General features: G+C 29.5%; 18 protein-coding genes and 2 pseudogenes. All 20 read right to left on the bottom strand.

What is annotated here, in order from left to right; all coding sequences use genetic code 11:
- Position 1: 1 nt before the first annotated feature.
- A complete protein-coding gene (gene fliG / locus L8W56_RS06500; RefSeq protein ID WP_039619192.1) occupies positions 2-1030 on the bottom strand; it encodes a flagellar motor switch protein FliG in 1029 nt (342 codons plus the stop codon).
- The gene (fliF, locus tag L8W56_RS06495; RefSeq protein WP_133319547.1) at positions 1030-2715 is read right to left on the bottom strand and encodes a flagellar basal-body MS-ring/collar protein FliF; all 1686 of its coding nucleotides are present in this window, start codon (positions 2713-2715) and stop codon (positions 1030-1032) included. The genes fliG and fliF overlap by 1 nt, the downstream gene beginning before the upstream one ends.
- A gap of 14 nt (positions 2716-2729) precedes the next feature.
- Entirely contained in the window at positions 2730-3821 is a 1092-nt protein-coding gene (hisC, locus tag L8W56_RS06490) for a histidinol-phosphate transaminase (RefSeq protein WP_263659772.1), read from the bottom strand.
- Positions 3811-4884, bottom strand: coding sequence for a prephenate dehydratase (gene pheA / locus L8W56_RS06485; RefSeq protein ID WP_263659771.1), 1074 nt, complete (start codon positions 4882-4884; stop codon positions 3811-3813). Before pheA ends, hisC begins: the two co-directional genes overlap by 11 nt.
- The gene (locus L8W56_RS06480; RefSeq protein WP_263659770.1) at positions 4881-5642 is read right to left on the bottom strand and encodes an HAD-IIA family hydrolase; all 762 of its coding nucleotides are present in this window, start codon (positions 5640-5642) and stop codon (positions 4881-4883) included. The genes pheA and L8W56_RS06480 overlap by 4 nt, the downstream gene beginning before the upstream one ends.
- Before the next feature lies 1 nt (position 5643).
- Positions 5644-6849 (bottom strand): diaminopimelate decarboxylase, encoded by a 1206-nt coding sequence (lysA, locus tag L8W56_RS06475; protein WP_263659769.1) that lies wholly within the window; start codon positions 6847-6849, stop codon positions 5644-5646.
- A 17-nt stretch (positions 6850-6866) separates the two neighbouring features.
- Positions 6867-7928 carry an LptF/LptG family permease gene (locus L8W56_RS06470; protein WP_263659768.1) on the bottom strand — a complete coding sequence of 354 codons (1062 nt, stop codon included), beginning with the start codon at positions 7926-7928 and terminating at the stop codon, positions 6867-6869.
- Positions 7929-7931: 3 nt separating this feature from the next.
- Positions 7932-8471, bottom strand: a complete 540-nt coding sequence (gene pth, locus L8W56_RS06465) for an aminoacyl-tRNA hydrolase (protein WP_263659767.1) — start codon at positions 8469-8471, stop codon at positions 7932-7934.
- A gap of 1 nt (position 8472) precedes the next feature.
- A complete protein-coding gene (locus L8W56_RS06460) occupies positions 8473-9009 on the bottom strand; it encodes a 50S ribosomal protein L25/general stress protein Ctc (RefSeq protein WP_133319540.1) in 537 nt (178 codons plus the stop codon).
- A gap of 46 nt (positions 9010-9055) precedes the next feature.
- Positions 9056-10027, bottom strand: coding sequence for a transaldolase (locus L8W56_RS06455; protein ID WP_263659766.1), 972 nt, complete (start codon positions 10025-10027; stop codon positions 9056-9058).
- Positions 10024-10650 (bottom strand): phosphoserine phosphatase SerB, encoded by a 627-nt coding sequence (gene serB / locus L8W56_RS06450; protein WP_133319538.1) that lies wholly within the window; start codon positions 10648-10650, stop codon positions 10024-10026. Before serB ends, L8W56_RS06455 begins: the two co-directional genes overlap by 4 nt.
- Positions 10650-11168, bottom strand: a complete 519-nt coding sequence (locus L8W56_RS06445) for a chemotaxis protein CheW (RefSeq protein WP_133319537.1) — start codon at positions 11166-11168, stop codon at positions 10650-10652. Before L8W56_RS06445 ends, serB begins: the two co-directional genes overlap by 1 nt.
- Before the next feature lie 4 nt (positions 11169-11172).
- Positions 11173-13479, bottom strand: a pseudogene (locus L8W56_RS06440) (chemotaxis protein CheW).
- Between the two features lie 2 nt (positions 13480-13481).
- Positions 13482-14435, bottom strand: coding sequence for a chemotaxis protein (locus tag L8W56_RS06435; protein ID WP_133319535.1), 954 nt, complete (start codon positions 14433-14435; stop codon positions 13482-13484).
- Entirely contained in the window at positions 14435-15163 is a 729-nt protein-coding gene (locus tag L8W56_RS06430; protein WP_220566581.1) for a UDP-2,3-diacylglucosamine diphosphatase, read from the bottom strand. The genes L8W56_RS06435 and L8W56_RS06430 overlap by 1 nt, the downstream gene beginning before the upstream one ends.
- A gap of 3 nt (positions 15164-15166) precedes the next feature.
- Positions 15167-15652 (bottom strand): transcription elongation factor GreA, encoded by a 486-nt coding sequence (greA, locus tag L8W56_RS06425; protein ID WP_039619215.1) that lies wholly within the window; start codon positions 15650-15652, stop codon positions 15167-15169.
- A gap of 9 nt (positions 15653-15661) precedes the next feature.
- Positions 15662-16759 carry a lipid-A-disaccharide synthase gene (gene lpxB / locus L8W56_RS06420; protein ID WP_257938824.1) on the bottom strand — a complete coding sequence of 366 codons (1098 nt, stop codon included), beginning with the start codon at positions 16757-16759 and terminating at the stop codon, positions 15662-15664.
- 149 nt (positions 16760-16908) lie between these two features.
- The gene (locus tag L8W56_RS06415) at positions 16909-18063 is read right to left on the bottom strand and encodes a serine/threonine-protein kinase (RefSeq protein ID WP_220566578.1); all 1155 of its coding nucleotides are present in this window, start codon (positions 18061-18063) and stop codon (positions 16909-16911) included.
- Position 18064: 1 nt separating this feature from the next.
- The gene (locus tag L8W56_RS06410) at positions 18065-19903 is read right to left on the bottom strand and encodes a site-specific DNA-methyltransferase (RefSeq protein ID WP_220566577.1); all 1839 of its coding nucleotides are present in this window, start codon (positions 19901-19903) and stop codon (positions 18065-18067) included.
- Positions 19890-20549 (bottom strand): annotated as a pseudogene (locus tag L8W56_RS06405) (DEAD/DEAH box helicase); the annotation flags it as partial. The gene L8W56_RS06410 and the pseudogene L8W56_RS06405, both read right to left, overlap by 14 nt.

Below are 20549 nucleotides of genomic sequence, written 5' to 3'. Positions count from 1 at the left end.
CTTACTCTATCATCTCATCAGCCTCACCCACTTGGATAAGACCTTGTTCTGCAAGTTTTTGCACCACTTCTACAACTTTTCTTTGTGCTTCTTCTACATCTTTAACACGCACAGCACCCAAAAAGCCCATTTCTTCTACAAAAGCTTCAGCAGCGCGCGTAGACATATTGGACATAAATTTTTGTTTTAAATCCTCGCTTGCGCCCTTTAAACCTATCATCAAATCACGCTTGTCAGCAGCTTTTAAAACTTCTCTAATCGCATTAGTACTAAGTTGAGAAATATCATCAAAGGTAAACATTAAATCTTTAATGGTTGTAGCAAGTTTTTCATCACTTTGCTCAATATAAGAAAGTGTTGTTTTAGAGGCTTTTTGACCCAAGCGATTAAGCACTTCAGCAACTGCTCTTGGACCACCCACTTCAACTTTATAAGAAGTAAGACTTTCAAGCTTACTTTCAAGCACAGCAGATACTCTTTTGATAATTGAAGGAGATATATCTCCAAGATTTGCCATTCTTATTACAACTTCAGCTCTTAATTCATCGCTAAAATATTCCAAAGTTTCAGCAGCTTGAGTAGTATCCATATGAGCTAAAATCAAAGCTATAGTTTGCGGGTGTTCTTTAATGATAAAGTCTGCAAGTTGTTGTGGTTTAATTTGTGAAAGATAAGCAAAATTTTGATTATTTTCCATACTTTTGGTAAGTTTTTCCAAAATTTTATTGGCAATTTCAGGACCAAAAGTTCTAAATAAAATTTCTTTTGCATATTCCAAACCACCACTTTTTAAGTATTGATTTGATTGTAATAAAGTATAAAATTCCTCAAGTACAGCAGTAGCAACTGGCTTATCAACATTTTTTGCTAAAGCAATATAGCGAGAAATTTCAGTGATGACATTAATATCCATATGAGAAAATAAAACTGTCGTTACATCTTCTCCAAGTTGGATTAAAAATATGGCAACCTTTTCTGGCATAGAAAGGTCATCATAGACCATTTTTTGTTCTTCACTAAGCTTTATCATTAGATATCCTTCTCACCAAATTCGGCTTCATTTTCAACAAGTTTTTGCAACAATAATGCCACCTCTTCGCCTTTTTCATTAGCTACTGCTCTTAATTTTTCAAGTAAAACATCATATTGTAATGCATCCTCATCAAAACTATCTCCAAAACCAAGTTGTTCTTCAACTTTTCTACGAGCAGCATTGAATTTTTCAATAGCATCTTCAGCCTCATCAATAATCTGCCCATCCTTACCTTCCATCTCTTCTTCAAGTCTAATATCTGCAAGCATTTTTTGAGAAAATGGCACAATAACTTTTTTGTAAAAGATAAAAAGCAAAATCGCGGCAAATACATACTTAACAGGTGGAATAAAAGGCTCGACAAATCTTGAATAAAAAGTTTGAACCTTATTTTCAACTTTAGCTGTTCTATGAAATTCCAAATTATTTACTTCAACCGCATCACCTCTAGCAAGATTAAATCCTATGGCACCTTTAGTAAGATTTTCAATCGCTTTAATTTCTTTATCACTCAAAGGAATATATTCATTAGTAATATTTCCCTGATCATCAGTAATTACTTTATACTTTCCATCTACCACAACGGCTGCAGAAATTCTTTTAATGGTTGCAAATTGCTTAGTGGTGTTGGTAATTTTTTTAGAAATTTCATTATTAGTTGTAGTTTGATTTTTAGTATAAACCTCGCGCGCACCTTTATCATCCAAACCTTCCACAGGACCGATGTTTGAAACAGCACCTGGTACACCTTGAATTTCTTTATCTTTATAGCCTTCTCTATGCTCTTCCAAGGTTTGCTCACTACGCACAACGGTATTTGGATCATATACTTCACTTTGTGATTCTTCTTTAGAAAAATCATAATCAATACTAACCTTTGCTACTACCCTATCATAGCCACCTGCAAATGGAGCAATAGAAGCAACAATTTTTTGCTCTAATTCATATTCTTGATCTCTTTTATATTTAATTTGAGCAGCAATTAAATCACTTTCAAAAGCACCCTCATCATCTAAAGGAATACCTTTTTGATCCATGATTTTTACATTTTCTGGAGTAAGTTTTGTTACTGAAGAAGCGATTAGGTTTTTAATCCCCATAATTTGCTTTTTATTAAGCTTTAAACCTTCTTTTATAGTCAAAGCTACTGAAGCAGTTGGTGGAACTTGTTGTTGGGTAAAAAGTGTATCTTTAGCAAAAGCAATATGAACCGTAGCACTATGAATAGGCTCTAAACTTTCAATCGTTCTAGCAAGCTCACCTTCTAATGCTCTTTGGTATTTTACCTTTTGCTCAGCTTCTGTGGCTCCAAATTCTTGTTTATCAAAAAGCTCAAAGCCTACTTTATTATCTTTTGGCAATAATCCTGCAGAAGCAATAGCTAAACGCTGTTTATATACTTGTTCATTAGGAACTAAAATCGTTCCTTCATTACGCAAAATATAAGGAACTCCACTTTTTTCAAGTTGAGTTACTATCATCGCCGAATCACTAGTATTAGCATTTTCAAATAATACTGAATATCCAGCTTCGCTAGCTACTGTAGAGCCACTTCTAAAAAGGGTTAAAAATACTAAAAATCCAACTACAACAACAATAGAAGCAGCAATAATAATACGCTGTCTTAAACTTAAATTTTGATAAAGCTGACCTACTTGGTGCAGTATAGTTTTATAATCCATTTATTTCCTACAAACTAAAAATTTTTAGAAAACTCTTCAAAAAACCTTGAATTTTCATACTCTGTACCTATACTTATACGCACAGCATTTAAACCATAACTTTGTAAATTTCTTATTATTATACCGTTTTTAAGCAGTTTTTCAGATAAATCTGTGCTATTTTTTTCATCAAAAAAATAGGTAATAAAATTTGTATAGCTTGGAATGTATCGAATTTTATAATTTTTAGCAAAATCTTCATAAAGTTTCATTTGTGAAAAATTATTTTCTAAGGTTTTTTGCACAAACTCATCATCATCTAATGCAGCAACAGCAGCTTTTAAACTCAAATTAGTCACATTAAAAGGTGCTCGTAATTTATAAAATGCATTGATAATTTCCTTGCAAGCTATACCATAACCCACTCTCATACCGCCCAAACCATAAAGCTTAGAAAAGGTTCCTAGATATACTGCATTTTGAAATTTATGGATTAATTCTTTAGGATTAATATGTTTTTTGCTATCTTTAAATGAAGCAAATTCATTATAAGCTCCATCAATGGCTACCAAACAATCCTCATCAATTTTCTCTAAAAACTCAAAAACCTCACTTGCGTCTAAACACTCGCCCAAAGGATTATTTGGCAAGCATAAAAAGATTACTTTAATTTCATTTTTATGCTTTTGATATAACTCATATAACTCATTTAAATCATGGGTTAAGCTTGGAGTTTTATAAACCTTAACTCCTAGTTGTTTTGCATAAATTTCATACATAGCAAAACTAACCCCGCATTGCAAATAAGCCTTAGAATGATCAAGTTTTGCATGTACTATATATTCTATAATTTGATCACTCCCACTACCTATGATGAGATTTTCTTTTAAAATATCATATTTTTGTGCTAGAGCTTGTTTTAATTCACTCATAGTATCATCAGGATATAAATGAGCTAAATGTGCATTATTTATGATGGCTTCTTTAGCTTTTTTACTTGTGCCATAAGGATTTTCATTACTTGCTAGTTTAATAACTTCTTTTAAACCATATTCTTTAGCAATTAAATCCATATCCTTGCCACTTTCATAAGTTTTAATAGCTTCTAAAAAAGGATTAAATTTCATTACTTTCTCCTGATAAATATGATCCAAGCCATTTTATATGCTCAGCTTTTTTTAATACTCTTTGGACATTTTCATCATCAATATGTCCTTCAAAATCTATATAAAAACTATGCACAAATTCTCTTGTTTTTATAGGGCGTGATTCAAGTTTTGTTAAATTTATCCCCTCTTTTTTAAACTCATATAATAAATCACTAAGCCCACCTGGTTTGTGTGCAGCAAGTGCTAAAATAGAAGTTTTACAATGAGGCATTTGAGGTATTTTTATATCACTTAAAATCAAAAACCTAGTACGGTTTGCCAAATTATCCTCAATCGTTTCAAATAATATAGGTACATTATAAAGTTTTGCTGCAATTTTAGAGCAAATCGCAGCTGAAGTAACATCTTGCGAAGCTAAATAAGCCGCATGAGCTGTGGATTTACTTGCTACAAATTCTACTTCACTTAAATCATGACTTTCTAAAAAATTTCTACATTGATTATAGCCTTGTGGATGAGAATATATGCGTTTAATATCTTTTAAATTTTCACTCATACTTACAAAAGAATGATGAATGTCCATATAAATTTCAGCAAAAATCTTTACATCTTCATATTTTCCAAGACAATCAAGCGTCACACCCACTGCACCTGCTGTATTATTTTCTATAGGTACTACTCCATATTTTGCTTCTTTGTGAGCTAATTCTTTAAAAACATCTTCTATATTTGCAAGTGGAGTATAACGACTCATAGCACCAAAACGCGTTCTTGCTACTTGATGCGTATAACTTCCCTCAGGCCCTAAATAAGCTATGCTTTGAGGCATTTCTAAATTTCTTGATACAGCAAAAATTTCTTGATAAATTGCTTCGATTGCATTTTGATCTAATAAACCATGATTATAATTTTTAAGTCTATTTATAATAGCTCTTTCACGCTCAGGTCTATAAATACTTCCACCTAAATTTTGTTTAATAACTCCTATATCTTTAACATGAAGCATTCTTTCATTAAGCAAAGCCAAAATTTTATCATCGATAGTATCGATTTTATTGCGTAATTTTTCTATATCTTTCATTTAAACCTCGATATGTAGTAATCCTTAATACTATCATATACAAAATTAAGTTTAGTTGTATCAAGACCTTGAGTGTTAGAAATTTTACCACTTAAAACTAAGCCTGTTTGCATACCAAGCTCATAAGCACCAAGCAAATCGCCTTTAAAATCATCACTAATAATTAAAGTTTTTTTAAAACTCACATTACAATCTTGCTGTTTTAATAAATTTAAAGCACTTTCATAAAAAGCCTTACTAGGTTTTCCTATCACTTTATAATCAAACTCGCATGCATTTTTAAGCATAGACATGATACTTCCAACGCCCGGATAAAGCCTTGAGTTTTTCTTATAAATACTACCCTCATGCATTGCTATAGCTTGCACGCCATCTTTAATATACTCTATCATATTAGCAAAATCTTGAAATTTAAAATCATCATAACTTGCTAGCAAAAATGCTTTTGGATTTTTATAATCAAGCTCATAACCTAACTCTTGAAGTGAATCTAAAAATTCTTTTGCTCCAAAAGCTGCTATTTTACAAGGCTTTAAATGATCTTTTAAAACACAAAAAGGATCAATATAAACTTTTTCATTAATTTCAAAACCCAAATTTTGCAAATAATTTAAAAAATCTAATTTTTTGGTATTATTAGTAATAATTACATAAGGAATTTTTTCTTTATTTAAAGATTTAATGAGTTCTAAAGCACCATTTATAGGACTTTTATCATGATCTGAAATCAAAGTTCCTTGCACATCTAAAAACAACATTTTAATCCCTTAAAAAATCAAGTTCTAAAGCAATTTGATCCTCATAATTTTCTCTTTTTCTAATCATTCTTACTATGCCATTTTCACAAGCTAGCTCACATACTCTATTGCGAGTATTGTAATTACTACTCATACTAAAACCATATGCACCTGCGCTTTTAACTATGATCAAATCTCCTGCTTTTGTTTTAGCTAGTTTTCTATCTTTAGCTAAAAAATCTCCACTCTCACAAACCCCACCAACAATATCACAAAGGCTTTCTTCTTTATTTTCACTCAAAAGCTTGATTTCATGATAAGCACTATATAAACTTGGACGCAATAAATCATTCATCGCCCCATCAATAATCACAAAACGCTTTTTATCATTAAATTTTTCATATAAAACTTTAGTAACAAACTCACCTGCATTTGCTACCAAAAACCTGCCAGGTTCCATACCTATACACACATCAAGACCTTGCAAACTTGCTAAAATTCCTTGAGCATAATCATATAAATTTGGCTCTTGTTCATCTTTATAACAAACCCCTAAACCCCCGCCTATATCAAAGAATTTAATATTAATTTTCAAAGCTAAAAGTTCTTTTACTAATTTTGCAACAATCGCTGAGGCCTCATGGATACTACTTATATCAAGAATTTGTGAACCTATGTGAAAATGCACTCCAACTGACTCTAAAAATTGTGAGTTTTTAGCATAAAGATACATTTTTTTAGCACTTTCTATATCTACACCAAATTTATTTTCATGCAAACCTGTAGAAATATAAGGATGTGTTTTAGCATCTACATTTGGATTTACCCTTATGCTTATACGAGCTATCTTTTGACTTTCTTTAGCAATTTGTTCTAAAAGAAGCATTTCTTCATAGCTTTCTAAATTTACATAAAGTATGTTTTGCTCTAAAGCATATTTTAATTCATCAGCACTTTTTCCAACCCCGCTAAAAATAATTTTATAATTTTTAGCTCCTGCTTTTAAAGCTCTATAAATCTCACCCGCACTAACACAATCAAACCCACTATCCAAAGAAGCTAAAAGCTTTAAAACACTTAAATTAGAATTTGCTTTGACTGCATAAAAAATTTGTGATTTTCTTGCCTTAAAAGCATCTTTTAACATTGTAAAACGCTCTTCAATTTTATCAAAATCATAAATATAAAATGGTGTGTTGTATTCTTTTGCTAGTTTTAAATAATCCATAAAAACCTCACTTGTAGTTATTTGTGTTTAAAATAATAAAAACTTCCTATACTTATTAAAATAAATACTGGTAGCATTATACCAAGCTCTGGAAGTAAAATTTCATTTTCACTCAATCTTGTTAATAAAAACAACAAACCCCAAACTAAAAGTATGCACACAAAAAACACAAAAGCTAAAAGTGCGAGATTAAAAAATCTTGCTGTTAAAGGAAAATAATAATACACAATAAGCATTAAAAATGGCGCAAAAAATGGTGTAAGAACTAAAGAATATAAACTTGTTCTAAGTGTATTAGTAGAAATATTTTGTTTTGCAAAAATTGCCATACTTTCTAGCGCGTCTAAAATAGAATAAGAAGGATTGCTCTCTACCAAAGAAATTCTTTCTAAGATTTTTGGAGAAAAGTCTTCTAAGCCTTTGATATTTTTAAATTCTTCTACGCTTAAACCCTCTTTTGAAACAATCAAATTTTGTGGTACATTAGTAGCTTTAGCGTCATTTAAGTTCCAAGAATCTCCATCAAATTTAGCAGTTTTTGCATGGATTGTGCTTTGAATGTCTAAATTTTTTACATCAAAGATTTTTACATTATATAAGGTTTGAGAACTTGTTTTTTGTATATAAATAAATTTATCATTATATTTAATCAAAACTTCCCCACCCTCTCTATCTACAACGCCACGCTTGAGAATATTACTTTTATATTCATCTGCATAAGCAAAGGCACTAAAATTAAGTCCTACATAAACACAACAAAAAAACATAGCCCATAAAAAAGGATAAAAAATCACTTGATTTTTACTTAAACCCAAAGCATACAAGCTAACAAATTCATTCGAGCGTATCATATTAAAAATACATAAAACCAAAGCAAGGACTATAGCTAAAGGTAGTATATAAGAAGCTGCTGAACATGTTAAGAAAAATATATACAAAAGCTCTAAATTTGCACTTTTTGGCAGTCTATTGAAATTGAGTAAAAAATCAATCGCTACGAAGAAAAAAGTCAAAGAAAAAAATAAAATAAAAAATGATTTTAAATACAAAGATGAAATATAGCGAAAAAATATACTCATCGTTTAACTTTTTAAAGAATATTTTGAAGCGATTTTTTCTATATCAGAATTTAAAAGCTCAAGTAAGGCTTTTTTACTATGTTCTAAAACCTTAGTTAAGCTTTCTTGTTCTTCTTGTTTAAATTTTCCCAAAACATGAGAAATTACATCTTGTCCTTTTCCTACTCCTATGCGTACCCTCTCATAAGCATTGCCACAAAGATTATCTATACTTTTAAGCCCATTATGTCCACCGCTTGATCCACCCATTTTAAATTTCAATGCACCCAAATTTAAATCTATATCATCATGGATTACAATGATTCTATCACATTTATAATATTCACTAACAGCTTTTACACTTTCTCCTGATAAATTCATATAAGTGGAAGGTTTTAAAAAAAGAGTAGAAGAGCCTTTAAAAAGCTCTCCTTTAAATTTGGCATTTGAAAGCTTTGCTGTTTGCAAATCTTTCAAAATTAAGTCAATTAGCATAAACCCTACATTGTGACGGGTTTGGGCGTATTGTTCTCCTATATTACCAAGTCCTACGACTAAGGTCATTTTATCTTGCTTTTTCTACGCCAACTACAGCTACTCTATCAGCATCAACCATAGTTACACCCTCAGGTACAACTACATCGCGGATTAAAAGTGCATCACCAACATCAAGTTTAGTTACATCTAATTCAAAATAATTTGGTAAGTTTTCAGCTGCACATTTTACTTTCAATCTTCTTTTTGATTGGATTAAAACACCTTTATTTTTAAGACCCATAGCTGTTCCTACAATCTTTACAGGAACCATATATTTAGAAATAACACCTTTTTGTGCTACTTTTAAATCTACGTGTTTTAATTCTGCAGTTACAGGATCTTTTTGATAATCAACTACCACAACATTTAATACTTTATCTGCTACTTTTACATCAAAAGCTAAAGTAGTTTTTTTGCGTACTTCTTTAATAAATTCATTTACTTTAAAAGCAGCATTGATGTTTTCTAATCCTTTTCCGTAGATGTTTGCGATTAGATAACCATCTCTTTTTAAAGCTTTAGCAGCTTTTCTACCGATACTCTCTCTAACGATACCTTCTAACATCTGTTTCCTTTCTAAAAAAATAAACGCTAATTATAGCCAAATAAGTTTATAAAGATTTTAAAATATCTTCATAAGCTATGCAAAATTGCTCCAAACCATCATCAAGCAAATCTTTACAAGCTTTACTTAAAGCATCTTTTGAAATATTTGCATTTAATTTTTTCTCTATACATTCATCTTTCAAAGGCTCTTTAAATATAATTTGCTTACCTTTAAAAGCCTTAATAGCATCTAGTGGTGCAGTATTAATAGCTTTATCATAGAGTAATTCTTTAATATAATAATCTTTTTCTAAATCATCACCCTTAACACCTGTACTTGCAAATAAAGCTCTAATATTTGTTTCATTTTGTTTAATGATATAATTATAAGCCTTTGTTGCAGTAAGAATTCCTATATAATTTTTATCTAAAACTTGATTATTTAATAATCTATCAAAACGGCTTACAAAAATACTAATAACTGCTCGAGGCTCTTTTTTAGCTGCGGTATTATTTTTTCTAAATTCTTTTAAACCTAAATTTAAAGCTTCAAAGCATTTTTTAGTTTGCTCAAAATCAAAAATCAAAGTAGCGTTAACATTAATACCATTTTTCATTAATTCTTGCATTACTTCATAAGAAGCTTCTGTAGCAGGAATTTTCATCATCACATTTTCTTTTGCAATTTGCATGTATAATCTTTTTGCTTCGGCCAAAGATAGGCTAGTATTATCTTTTAATCTTGGGTCAATTTCAATACTAATAAAACCATCATTATTTTCATAATAATTAATAGCTAATTTATCCGCAGCCTTAGCTATATCTTCTATCGCAAGATACTCATATAAAGCTTTTTTATCTTTAAGATTTGATTTTTTGATTTTTTCTTTATAAATAGCTGAGTTTAAAATCGCATTTTTAAAAATAGCAGGATTTGAGGTAGCACCATTGATTGTTTTTGAGTAAATTAAATCTAAAAATTCATGATCTAAAAATTCATTTTCTATAAAATCACACCATAGTGAAAATTTTTTCATTGTATTACCTTTATTATTTCTTTTAAATCTTTCTTATCTATACAAATATCTGCATGAGATTTTAAAATTTCTTTGGCACAAAAAGCTATTTTTAATCCACATTCTTTAAACATAGAAATATCATTAGCTCCATCGCCTACACACATAATTTCTTCTGTTTTTAAATTTAAAAATTTCTTAAGTCTTTGTAGTATAATACCTTTTGAGTTATTAAACATAATTTCTCCGCCAACTTTTCCTGTTAAAAAACCATTTTTACTATGTAAAAAGTTAGCAAAACCAAAATCAAAATGAAGTTTATTTTGTATTAAATCAATTCCTTCATGAAATCCACCACTAAAAACAATTATTTTTATATTCTTACTTTTTAAATATTCACATAATTCTTTAGCACCATTCATCAAAGGTAAATTTTCACAGCATTTCTTTACCTGCTCTATAGGCATACCTTCAAGCAAAGCTACTCTAGCACTTAAGCTTTCAAAAAAATCAAGCTCACCATTCATTGCTTTGTTGGTGATTGCTTTTACAGCATCACCAACATTATATTCTTGCGCTAAAATATCGATAGTTTCCCCATCCATTAGCGTAGAATCAAAGTCAAAGGCACAAAGCTTTATCATTAAAACTCACGCTTTAATAAAGCTTCAGCTTTTAATATAGTCAAGATATTTTCTTCTCTTTTGCCTATACCAAAAATCATACCTTTTTCTTTTAGTAAAGTTTCAGGTGGCGGATCAATCCTGCTTCTGTGAATTTTAATAGCTTCTGTTAATCTATCTATCACAAAGCCTGCATTACCTGCAGGAGTTTGATTGCCATTTGCTATACCTTTTAAAACAATATATCTTGTTTGAGGAGTCATTTTAGAACTACCTTGATTAAATCTTTTAGCAAGATCAATCAAAGGCATAACATTACCCCTCATATTAAACACACCTAAAACATAATCAGGTACACTTGGAACCCTAGTATATTCTATAGGTTTAATAATTTCTTGGATATTAAGAATTGGAATAGCGTATTCCTCATCTCCTACCACAAAACCAACAAGCTGAATAATATCCTCTTCTTTATCTACATCAGGTTCTGCAATTTGCGCTTGTTGTTTTTGCAAAACCTGGTTTAATTTATCATTCATCTTCTTATCCTAGTTTTAAATTTTTTCTAACTACATTTTCTAAGTACTCTGGAGAGTAAGGCTTAGTAATATACTCAGTCATTCCTACTTCCACACCTCTTAAGCGGTCTGATTTACTAGTTCTTGAAGTTACTGCAACAAGTGGGAGGTTTTTATATTTAGAATATTTTCTAATTTCACCTGCTAAGGTATAACCATCCATTCTTGGCATTTCAATATCAATCAACACAGCATCAATATCATGCTCGCCTGATTTAATTGTATTTAATGCTTCAACACCATTAGTTGCTTCTATAATACTTACACCTAGTGGCTCTAATGATTTTTGCATGATATTTCTATCCATTTTAGAATCATCCACTATAAGCACTGTATAATCACTTGGTTTTTCTTTAGTTGTTTTTTTAGATTGTGATTCAATTTGTGCTTTAATATCAACTTTAATTTCTTTAGCTATATCCATCATAGCAGCAACATCGATAATCAAAGTTACTCTACCATCACCACGGATAGTTGCTCCTGCTATACCTTGGATATTTTGCAAATACTCACCCATAGACTTGATAACAATTTCTTCTTGACCTACTAAAGTATCTACTATAATACCAAGCTTACTTTCTGCCACACCTATAACAACTACATAAGTTTGATCAGTATTTTCAAGCACTTGTTTTACGCCAAATACATCTGAAAGTCTTACTAAAGATAAAACCTCATCTCTTAAGCGAAGTACATTTTTACCTTCAATGGTATAAATATCATCAATTGGCACTCTAACTGTTTCAAGAACACTTGCAAGTGGAATAGCATAAAATTCTTCTTGAGTTCCCACAAGTAAAGATTGAATAATCGCCAAAGTAAGTGGAATTTTAAGCTTCATCACAGTGCCTTTTCCAAGCTCACTATCGATTTCAATCACACCATTTAATTTTTCAATATTAGTTTTGACAACATCCATTCCAACACCACGCCCTGAAACATTGGTGATTTTTGCAGCGGTTGAAAAACCTGGTTTGAAAATCAATGCAAATGCTTCTTTATCACTCATTTGATCAGCTTCACGCTCTGTGATTAAGTTTTTCTCTATTGCTTTTGATTTTAACACATCAGCATCTAAACCTTTACCATCATCGGCAATTTCAACAACGATATGATTTCCTTCATTATATGCTTTAAGATTAACCGTTCCTTTTTCTGGTTTACCATTAGCTATACGCGTTGCTGGATCTTCTATACCATGATCACAAGAATTTCTAATCATATGCATAATAGGATCGCCAATTTCTTCTACAATAGACTTATCAAGTTCAGTTTCTTCCCCTGAAATTTAAAGCTCCATTTGTTTACCAAGTTCACGGCCTAAATCACGCACAACTCTTGGGAATTTATTAAATACTTTCGCAATAGGCTGCATTCTTGTTTTCATAACCGCAAGTTGAATATCTGTAGTGACAATGCTAAGTTGAGAAACAACTTGATTTAATTCTTCTAAGAATTTTTCTCCATCATATCTTTCTTCAACATCATCATAAATTTTTAACAAGCGGTTTTTACCTAATACAAGCTCGCCAATTAAGTTCATTAAATGATCAAGTCTTTTAACTTCAACCCTAATTGTTTGATCCATATTTGCACCACTGCTTCCACCACCTGCTGCAGGGACCTTTTTCTCAGCTGCTGCATTTTGCGCCTGTGGAGCTGGCTTACTTGGGGTTGGAGTTGTTTCTTGAGTTTTTTTCTTTTCAGCGCGTCTTGCTTGATCTTCAGCTTTTCTTACTTTTAAAAGTCTTTCAATTTCAGCTTCAACTTCATCATCACTAAGTTTATTTACATCAACTTCAGGTTCTTCAGCTTTTGGCTCTTCTTTAACTTCTTCTTTTGGCTCTTCAGCCTTAGCCGGAGTAATTGATTCTAAACTTTCTCCTTCTGAAATTGCGGTTAATCTTGCACAAATTGGAGCTATATCAAGTCCGATTGCTGTATCATTTCCATTATCTCTAATAGAATTTAATAAAGTTTTCATCATATCAATAGATTCTAAAACTACATCCATTACTTCAGGAGTAATTTTAAGCTCATTATGTCTTGCTTTATTTAAAACATCTTCCATATGATGAGTAAGTTTTGTTAAAACATCAAAATTTAAAAAGCTTGATGATCCTTTAACAGTATGCGCAACGCGGAAAATTCTATTTAATAGTTCTAAATCTTCAGGATTTGCTTCTAATTCAACCAAATCATGATCAATTTGCTCGACTAATTCAAAGGCTTCAACTAAAAAATCCTCAAGTATTTCTTGAATATCTTCCATTTTTACTCCTCACCTTTTTCATGTTTTGCTATGATACGAGAAATTTCAGCAAAGAAATCACTTGCATTAAATTTAACTAAATACCCATCTCCACCTGCTTCTTTAACACCTTTATCACTCATAAATTCATTTGATAAAGAAGAGTTAAATACGATAGGAATATTTTTAAATCTCTCATCATCTCTAACTTTTGCTGCAAAATGGAATCCATCCATTTGTGGCATCTCAACATCACTTACAATAATTTTTAAATGTTTATTTAAATCACTGCCATAAGTACTATAAAGCTCTTCTAGTTTATGTAAACCTTCAACACCATCTTTAGCTTCAATTACTTTAAGACCAATTTTATTTAGTAAATCTTTAACAAGTTTTCTTGCAGTTGAACTATCATCAAGTGCTAAAGCCATACCTTCGATTTTTTGAATTTTATCATCGTCAATATCAGTTTGCGGGGTATAAATTCCAAGTTCTTGCACTATACTTTCTAAATCTAGGATAAGTAAAACCTCATCTCCTTCGATCTTAGTTACACCAGTAATTTTACCCTTATCTAAACTACCCGCACTTGTTGCAAAAGTAGCTGGCTCAATATTTTTCCAGTTAATTCTACGAATTCTTTTCGCCTCATGGACAATAAAACCGATTAAAACATTACTAAATTCAGTAATGATAACTCTAGGTTTTATATTTGTCATTTCTGGTTCTTGAATTTGCATCCATTTTGCTAGGTTGATTACAGGAATCACCACGCCACGAAGATCAAAAATACCTTCTACATATTCAGGTACTCCTGGAATTTCAGTCAAAAAAGGAATTTTAATGATTTCTCTAACCTTAGAAACATTTACACCATAAATTCCCTCATAGACTTTATCGTGGCCTTGCTTAAAGATGCGAAAATCAACAAGTTCCATTTCATTTGAACCTGTTTTAACGACATTCTCATCAAACATTATGCCTCCTTAAGTTCTATTTTGTGAAATCTGATTTCTGGCTCATATTTTACTATAAAAAAACTTTCCTTGTATGCAAAAGTAGCTAAATTTAGATATTTTATATCTTCATTTTTTAAAAATACATCTTGATGATAATGACCTTCTATTACAAAGCCTATATTATAGTGCTTTAAACGCTCTTTTACTAAAGCAGAAAAATGGGGAATTTTTCTAATAAGTTGTTTTTTGTTTTGATTTTTTAGAATTTTTTGAGTAATTCTTTCTTTACTAATAACATTTAAAAAATTTAAAAAAAGTAGCAAATAATGATTTCTTAAACTTTTTAAGCAAAACTGCAAAAAAGGTTTTAAAAAAATATCCCCATGGGCTAATTTTACTAAGGTTTTATCTTGAAATTCGCAAAGCAAGGGTTGTTGTTTTATACTAAAAACTTTCACTTTTTTAAAAAATTTAGCTAAATTAAAATCATGATTGCCTTCTAAATAAATGATTTCAATTTCATACGCAAGTTCTTCAAGTAAGTCTATATAAGCTTTTGCAAAATCATGCGTGGCCTTTACTTCATAAATTAAAAGATCAAATATATCACCCATTAAAAAAAGCTGTGGAGTTTGAATTTTTTTATTTTTTAAGGCTTGCAAAAACTCCCAAAAACCACGCCTATTTTTATTTTCATGCGCATCGGCAATAAAAATAGCATTTTCTTTTATAATTATTTTTTGCAAAAATTAAAATTCCAAAGCTTTGTATTCTATAGAAATGATTTCAAATTCACTCTCGCCTTTTGGCAAACGCACTTTAAAATCATCCCCTTCTTTTTTACCAAGCATTGCTTTAGCAATAGGCGAACTAATGGAAATATAGCCTTTTTCTAAATTTCCTTCATTTACCCCTACCAAAGTATAAGTGCTTTGTTTTTCACTTTCTAAATCCTCTACAACAACAGTTGAGCCAAATTTCACACTATCATGCTCATAAGAAGATGGATCGATGATTTGTGCTCTTGAGATCAAATCTCCAAGTTCAGCAATCTTTCCTTCTATAAAAGCTTGTTTTTCTCTAGCCGCGTGATATTCTGCATTTTCTTTTAAATCTCCATGGCTTCTTGCTATGTCTATTTCTTCTACTACTTTTGGGCGTTCAACTTTTTTTAAATGCTCTAATTCTTTTTCTAATTTCTCATAGCCGTATTTACTCATAGGTTCTTTTTGCATGATTTATCCTTATTTGATTTCATAAAGTATTTTAGCTAAATTTTTTGCACTTGCAAATTGCAAATATTCTTTTAAAAAATCTACTTTATCAAAAAATGCCTTATAATCGTATTTAAGATAAGCTTGATATAAATTTTCCACATTCACTTGCTCTTGTAAAAATTCAGGATTAAGCTCGCTTTTTCCTGCAAAATCTAAAAAGATATTTGCAAGGCCTATATGTTTGAGTTTTACAAAACATCTTGCGATAAATACATCAATAGCTTTAGCTTTATAAGCAAGCACAAAAGGCGTGCCGACCAAAGCTGCTTCAAGTGTAGCTGTGCCGCTACAAATAAAAGCAAAATCAGCATTTTTTAGCACCTTTGGGGTGTTAGTTTGAATTTCAAAATTACTCACTTTTCCGTAAATTTCTAATCTTTTTAAATTAAACTCGGGTACGCAAAGGATTTTTTTACCTTTAAATTTAGTGCTTAACTCTCTAAAAATAGGCATCAAACGCTTTATTTCACTTTTTCTTGAGCCCGGTAAGAAAGCGATTACTTTTTCATCATCTTTTTTTGAAAATATAGAATTTATATCTTCTTTATTTTTAAATTCTTTTATCTCATCTAAAAGCGGATGTCCCACATAAGTGCTTTTACTAAAAAACTCACTATCAAAAGGTAAAATAGAAGCTAACGCATCAAAATGACTTTCTATGATAGGAATGCGTCCTTTTTTCCATGCCCAAACTTGAGGTAAAATATAATAAATTCTTTTTACTTTGGAATTTGCTTTTTTTAAAGCCTTTGCAAAAGGTAAGTTAAAGGCAGGAGAATCTATACATAAAATCGCATCAATTTTTTGAGCAAAACTTAAACTCACTAGCTCTTTTATGGCTCTTTTAGCTTTTAAAATGAGCGGCAAAACCTCTATAAAACCCATAGCACTAAACTCATGTGAGCTATAAAGTGGCTTGGAATTTAGACTAAATTCTTCACATAAATTCTCATCATAAATTCCCACTAAATCAAATTCTTTATATTCATTTTTATAAGCTTTTAAAACTTCTTTTAAATGTAAATTTGCTGATGGCTCTAAGGCACAAACTAAAAAGGTTTTCATTTTTTACTCTTTCTTACATCTTAAGGAAATATCATAACCGATTTTTTAATTCTCTAATAGTTTTATTTTAGTTTCACATTGTCTTAATTTCATTATTTGATAAGTTTATAAAATTTGATTACAATTTTATACCTGCTTAGTTTATATAATTAAAAAGGCAAGACAAAATCATCGTCTTTTGATGTAAAAGGAATTTGAGATATTTTCTCTTCAAGATTATCTAAAACAAGTTTTTGCATTTTGCCATTTAATGCTTTAAACCACTTATAAAATTTGTCCAATTCCTCGCACTTAATACAACTAGGATTTTGCTGTGTATAAAAATTATTTTTAATGATTATGTTTATAAGTTTAGAATTATTTTCAATATACTCATTAAAAGAATTTCTTTGAATAACCTTATCAATTTCTCCTAGAATTTCATTTATATCAGTATTTAATACAGGCTCTCCTATAAAAGAATCAACATAGCCAATAATATAATTTGAAAAAATATTATAAATCGCTTTATCTTCTTGGCTAATTTTTAAATTAACAAAATTTTCTTTGTTTAACTCTCTCTTTATGTCTGCAAAACTTTGATAACGAATTTTTTTTTCTTTTTTTATCATTTTATTTAAAATATCAAAATATTTAAAATTATGTTTATTTTCTGCCAAGTTATTGATAAGCCTATAAACCAAATCGCCCAAATAATAAATATCAGTTTGAATCGTATATTCCTTTTGAAAATACTCTTCTGGTAAAGTATCAACATCGTTTCTATTTATAATTGAATTTAAAGTATCCTCGTTTTTTTCTACATCAAAAATCTTCCCCAAGCCAAAATCAATAACTTTAACCACTCCATCATCGCCTATAAGAATATTTTTTTCTCTTATATCCCTATGTATAATGCCTTTTTCTTCTATATAAGCAAAGACTTCAATTAGTTGCATAAAAATAGAATTTAAATTTTCCAAGTTATTTTCATCATCAAAATACTCTTTGATATTTTTCCCTTGTATATACTCCATAATAATATAAGCCGTATGAGTATTTTCATAAGGATAATAATTAAAAATTCTGACTATATTTTTATGATTTAACTTATATAAAATCTTTATCTCATCTAAAAAATTTTTATAAAATCTCTTCTTATCATTTTCATCTAACATATCATCTGGATCATATTTTTTTACAACAAAAAGCTCATCGATAAAAACATCTCTAATCAATAAAACCTTACCAAACGAACCCTCGCCCAAAAAAATGATTTTTTCATAATCTTTTTGTTTGATAAATTTAATAATTTCTTGTTCCATATCAATACACCACTTTCAAGCGTTCTTTTAAAAAGCTTTCTAAATTTAAATAAATTTCTAAATCTATACCTCCAAAGCCATTAATATATACATTTTCATTTTGAGTATTTTTCAAAAAATTTAAAACTTCATCATCAAAATTTATCACATAAAAACTTTGTTCGCATTGATAAATTTTATCTTTTAAAATCATTTTTAGATCATTATCTAAGGTTTTACAATCTTGCAAAGCCAAATTTAACGCCTTTTCATACGGACTTAATTTTGCATGATTTATCAAATTTAAACTATCATTACCATCGCATACAAGCTCTGGTTTTTCCACCATAGAAAACACTTTAAATCCTAAGTCTAAATTTTTATCTGCATTTTCTTTTGCTATTTTTTCGCCTGCTCTTTTAACTCTTTCTATGGTTATATCGCTAATGACTGGGTTTTGACTACTTAGTTCGTTTTTACAAAAATCATAAGCAACTTTGCTTTTTTTCTCATCTATCTTTTCATCAAGTTGGACTAGGATAAATTTACGATTTCCATTATCTTGTGCATTTAGTTCCATAACTGCTTGTGCTGTTGTGCCACTTCCTGCAAAAAAGTCTAGAATAATATCATCTTTTTTTGCATTTGCAAAAAATATTTCTTTGATTAATTTAGTTGGTTTTGGATTTTCAAAAATCAATTTTCCATTAAATATATTTTCTATTTCTTCATTTCCATCTGAAGTCCAATATCCACTAAATATAGAATACATTTTAGATAAATTATCATCTTGATAAGAACAAATAAGATGAAAATTTGTATCTTTATATTGTTGTAGAAAATATTCACCACTATCAATTTTTGACTTTATATCATTATATTTTTTTTCACTAATCATTTTTTCTTTTAAAAAAATATCCAATTCTTCAAACATTAAATTTCTATGATCTATGACTTTTTTCTTATATTTTTTTAAAATTTCAACAATTCTCGGATGTCCATTATATTTACCATGAACTTTTCTTATTAAATCGTTATTAATATCTGCTTTTTCCTTATATTTAAAAAGTCCATTTAAATTTATTTTATCTTTTGTGTATATAAGTATATACTCATGTCCTTCATAAAAATATTTTGCTTGCCCTCCACCTGACTTTTTTTGCCAAATAAAACAAGAAACAAAATTCTCTTCTCCAAAAATCTCATCACAAAGTATTTTTAAATTTGCTTGTTCATTATCATCTATACTTATAAATATCACTCCATCTTCACGAAGTAAATCTCTAGCAAGTTTAAGTCGTGGAAGCATAAAGGAAAGCCATCCACTATGAGTTTTGCTTGATTTTATACTATTAAAAAACCTTAAAGTTTCACTTTCTATCTCAACTCCATTTTCATCGATTTCTAAAAGTCCTGTTTGTTTTAAAAGTTCTTTATAGTCTTTTCTAAAATCATCATTATAGATAAAATCATCATTTTTTGTATTGTAAGGTGGGTCTATATAAATCATTTTGATTTTTTCATAATAACTTTGCTTTAAAAGCTTTAAAGCATCAAGATTATCCCCTTTTATGATGATATTTTTGGTATTTTCAAAATTTAAACTCTGTTCTTTTTCAAATTTTAATTCATTGGTATTTTGAGTATTACATAAAGCATTTGCTAAAGCTTTACCAGCAAAAGTTAGCTCATAACCTTGGACTTTAGTATTTAAACCTAAAAGTTGCATAATTGCATTTAAATTTGGCACATTATCACTTATGGTTTGCGGGTAATTATGTTTTAAATGCTCTAAAAAATCATTTTTATTTTCTTTTGTATTGATTAAATTTTCTTTTTTTATATTATTAATATCTACCATTTAAAACTTCCTTTATACACTCTATGAATTTTTGTTTATTTAATCTTGTATTAAAAACAATATCTATATTTTCATTTTTTAAACTATCATTTAGATTTTTAAAAAATACTTTTGCATAGTCTATCTTTTTCTTTTCATTTGATGAAATATCATTTTCATCATCATAACCTTTACTTTCACATATAAAAAATATTTTTTTACCTTTATCATCTTCTAAAAAATAAGCAAAATCAGGTTCATAATTTTTATATGGAGTTGGAATGCTTAATTTTGGTAATTTCGCAAAAACTTTTATGGTTTTTTTTCTTATATTTTCGTTATTTTCTTTGATAATTTGTTTTTCTATATCAGAGTCATAAACCACACTTTCGTAAAGATAGTTTTTAGCTGGTTTTTCATCATCTATGTAGCGTCCTAATTTTTGCATATCTATATTGTCTATAATTTTGCCGTTTTCTACTAAATTCTCATAAGAATTTGAAAAAATATTTAAAGAAAATTCATAACTTAGACATTGCAATAAACTATGATGAAGATTATTTTTAATTATGTTTTTTAAACTATCAAAAGCTTTTTTAGGGGAATTTTCAAATTGAGTTTTATTTAATTTTTCATAAATCTTTAGCAAAAATTGCAAAGGAAATTT

The sequence above is a fragment of the Campylobacter sp. IFREMER_LSEM_CL1085 genome (assembly GCF_025772235.1).
In the GTDB taxonomy this organism is placed as follows: Bacteria; Campylobacterota; Campylobacteria; order Campylobacterales; family Campylobacteraceae; genus Campylobacter_D; species Campylobacter_D lari_D.
This window is presented reverse-complemented; position numbering and strand designations above follow the sequence as displayed.

Excerpts from the sequence above, each read along its gene's own strand:
- fliG (WP_039619192.1), bottom strand. The coding sequence starts at position 1,030 with ATGATAAAGCTTAGTGAAGAACAAAAAATGGTCTATGATGACCTTTCT.
- fliF (WP_133319547.1), bottom strand. The coding sequence starts at position 2,715 with ATGGATTATAAAACTATACTGCACCAAGTAGGTCAGCTTTATCAAAAT.
- hisC (WP_263659772.1), bottom strand. The coding sequence starts at position 3,821 with ATGAAATTTAATCCTTTTTTAGAAGCTATTAAAACTTATGAAAGTGGC.
- pheA (WP_263659771.1), bottom strand. The coding sequence starts at position 4,884 with ATGAAAGATATAGAAAAATTACGCAATAAAATCGATACTATCGATGAT.
- L8W56_RS06480 (WP_263659770.1), bottom strand. The coding sequence starts at position 5,642 with ATGTTGTTTTTAGATGTGCAAGGAACTTTGATTTCAGATCATGATAAA.
- lysA (WP_263659769.1), bottom strand. The coding sequence starts at position 6,849 with ATGGATTATTTAAAACTAGCAAAAGAATACAACACACCATTTTATATT.
- L8W56_RS06470 (WP_263659768.1), bottom strand. The coding sequence starts at position 7,928 with ATGAGTATATTTTTTCGCTATATTTCATCTTTGTATTTAAAATCATTT.
- pth (WP_263659767.1), bottom strand. The coding sequence starts at position 8,471 with ATGACCTTAGTCGTAGGACTTGGTAATATAGGAGAACAATACGCCCAA.
- L8W56_RS06460 (WP_133319540.1), bottom strand. The coding sequence starts at position 9,009 with ATGTTAGAAGGTATCGTTAGAGAGAGTATCGGTAGAAAAGCTGCTAAA.
- L8W56_RS06455 (WP_263659766.1), bottom strand. The coding sequence starts at position 10,027 with ATGAAAAAATTTTCACTATGGTGTGATTTTATAGAAAATGAATTTTTA.
- serB (WP_133319538.1), bottom strand. The coding sequence starts at position 10,650 with ATGATAAAGCTTTGTGCCTTTGACTTTGATTCTACGCTAATGGATGGG.
- L8W56_RS06445 (WP_133319537.1), bottom strand. The coding sequence starts at position 11,168 with ATGAATGATAAATTAAACCAGGTTTTGCAAAAACAACAAGCGCAAATT.
- L8W56_RS06435 (WP_133319535.1), bottom strand. The coding sequence starts at position 14,435 with ATGTTTGATGAGAATGTCGTTAAAACAGGTTCAAATGAAATGGAACTT.
- greA (WP_039619215.1), bottom strand. The coding sequence starts at position 15,652 with ATGCAAAAAGAACCTATGAGTAAATACGGCTATGAGAAATTAGAAAAA.
- lpxB (WP_257938824.1), bottom strand. The coding sequence starts at position 16,759 with ATGAAAACCTTTTTAGTTTGTGCCTTAGAGCCATCAGCAAATTTACAT.
- L8W56_RS06415 (WP_220566578.1), bottom strand. The coding sequence starts at position 18,063 with ATGGAACAAGAAATTATTAAATTTATCAAACAAAAAGATTATGAAAAA.
- L8W56_RS06410 (WP_220566577.1), bottom strand. The coding sequence starts at position 19,903 with ATGGTAGATATTAATAATATAAAAAAAGAAAATTTAATCAATACAAAA.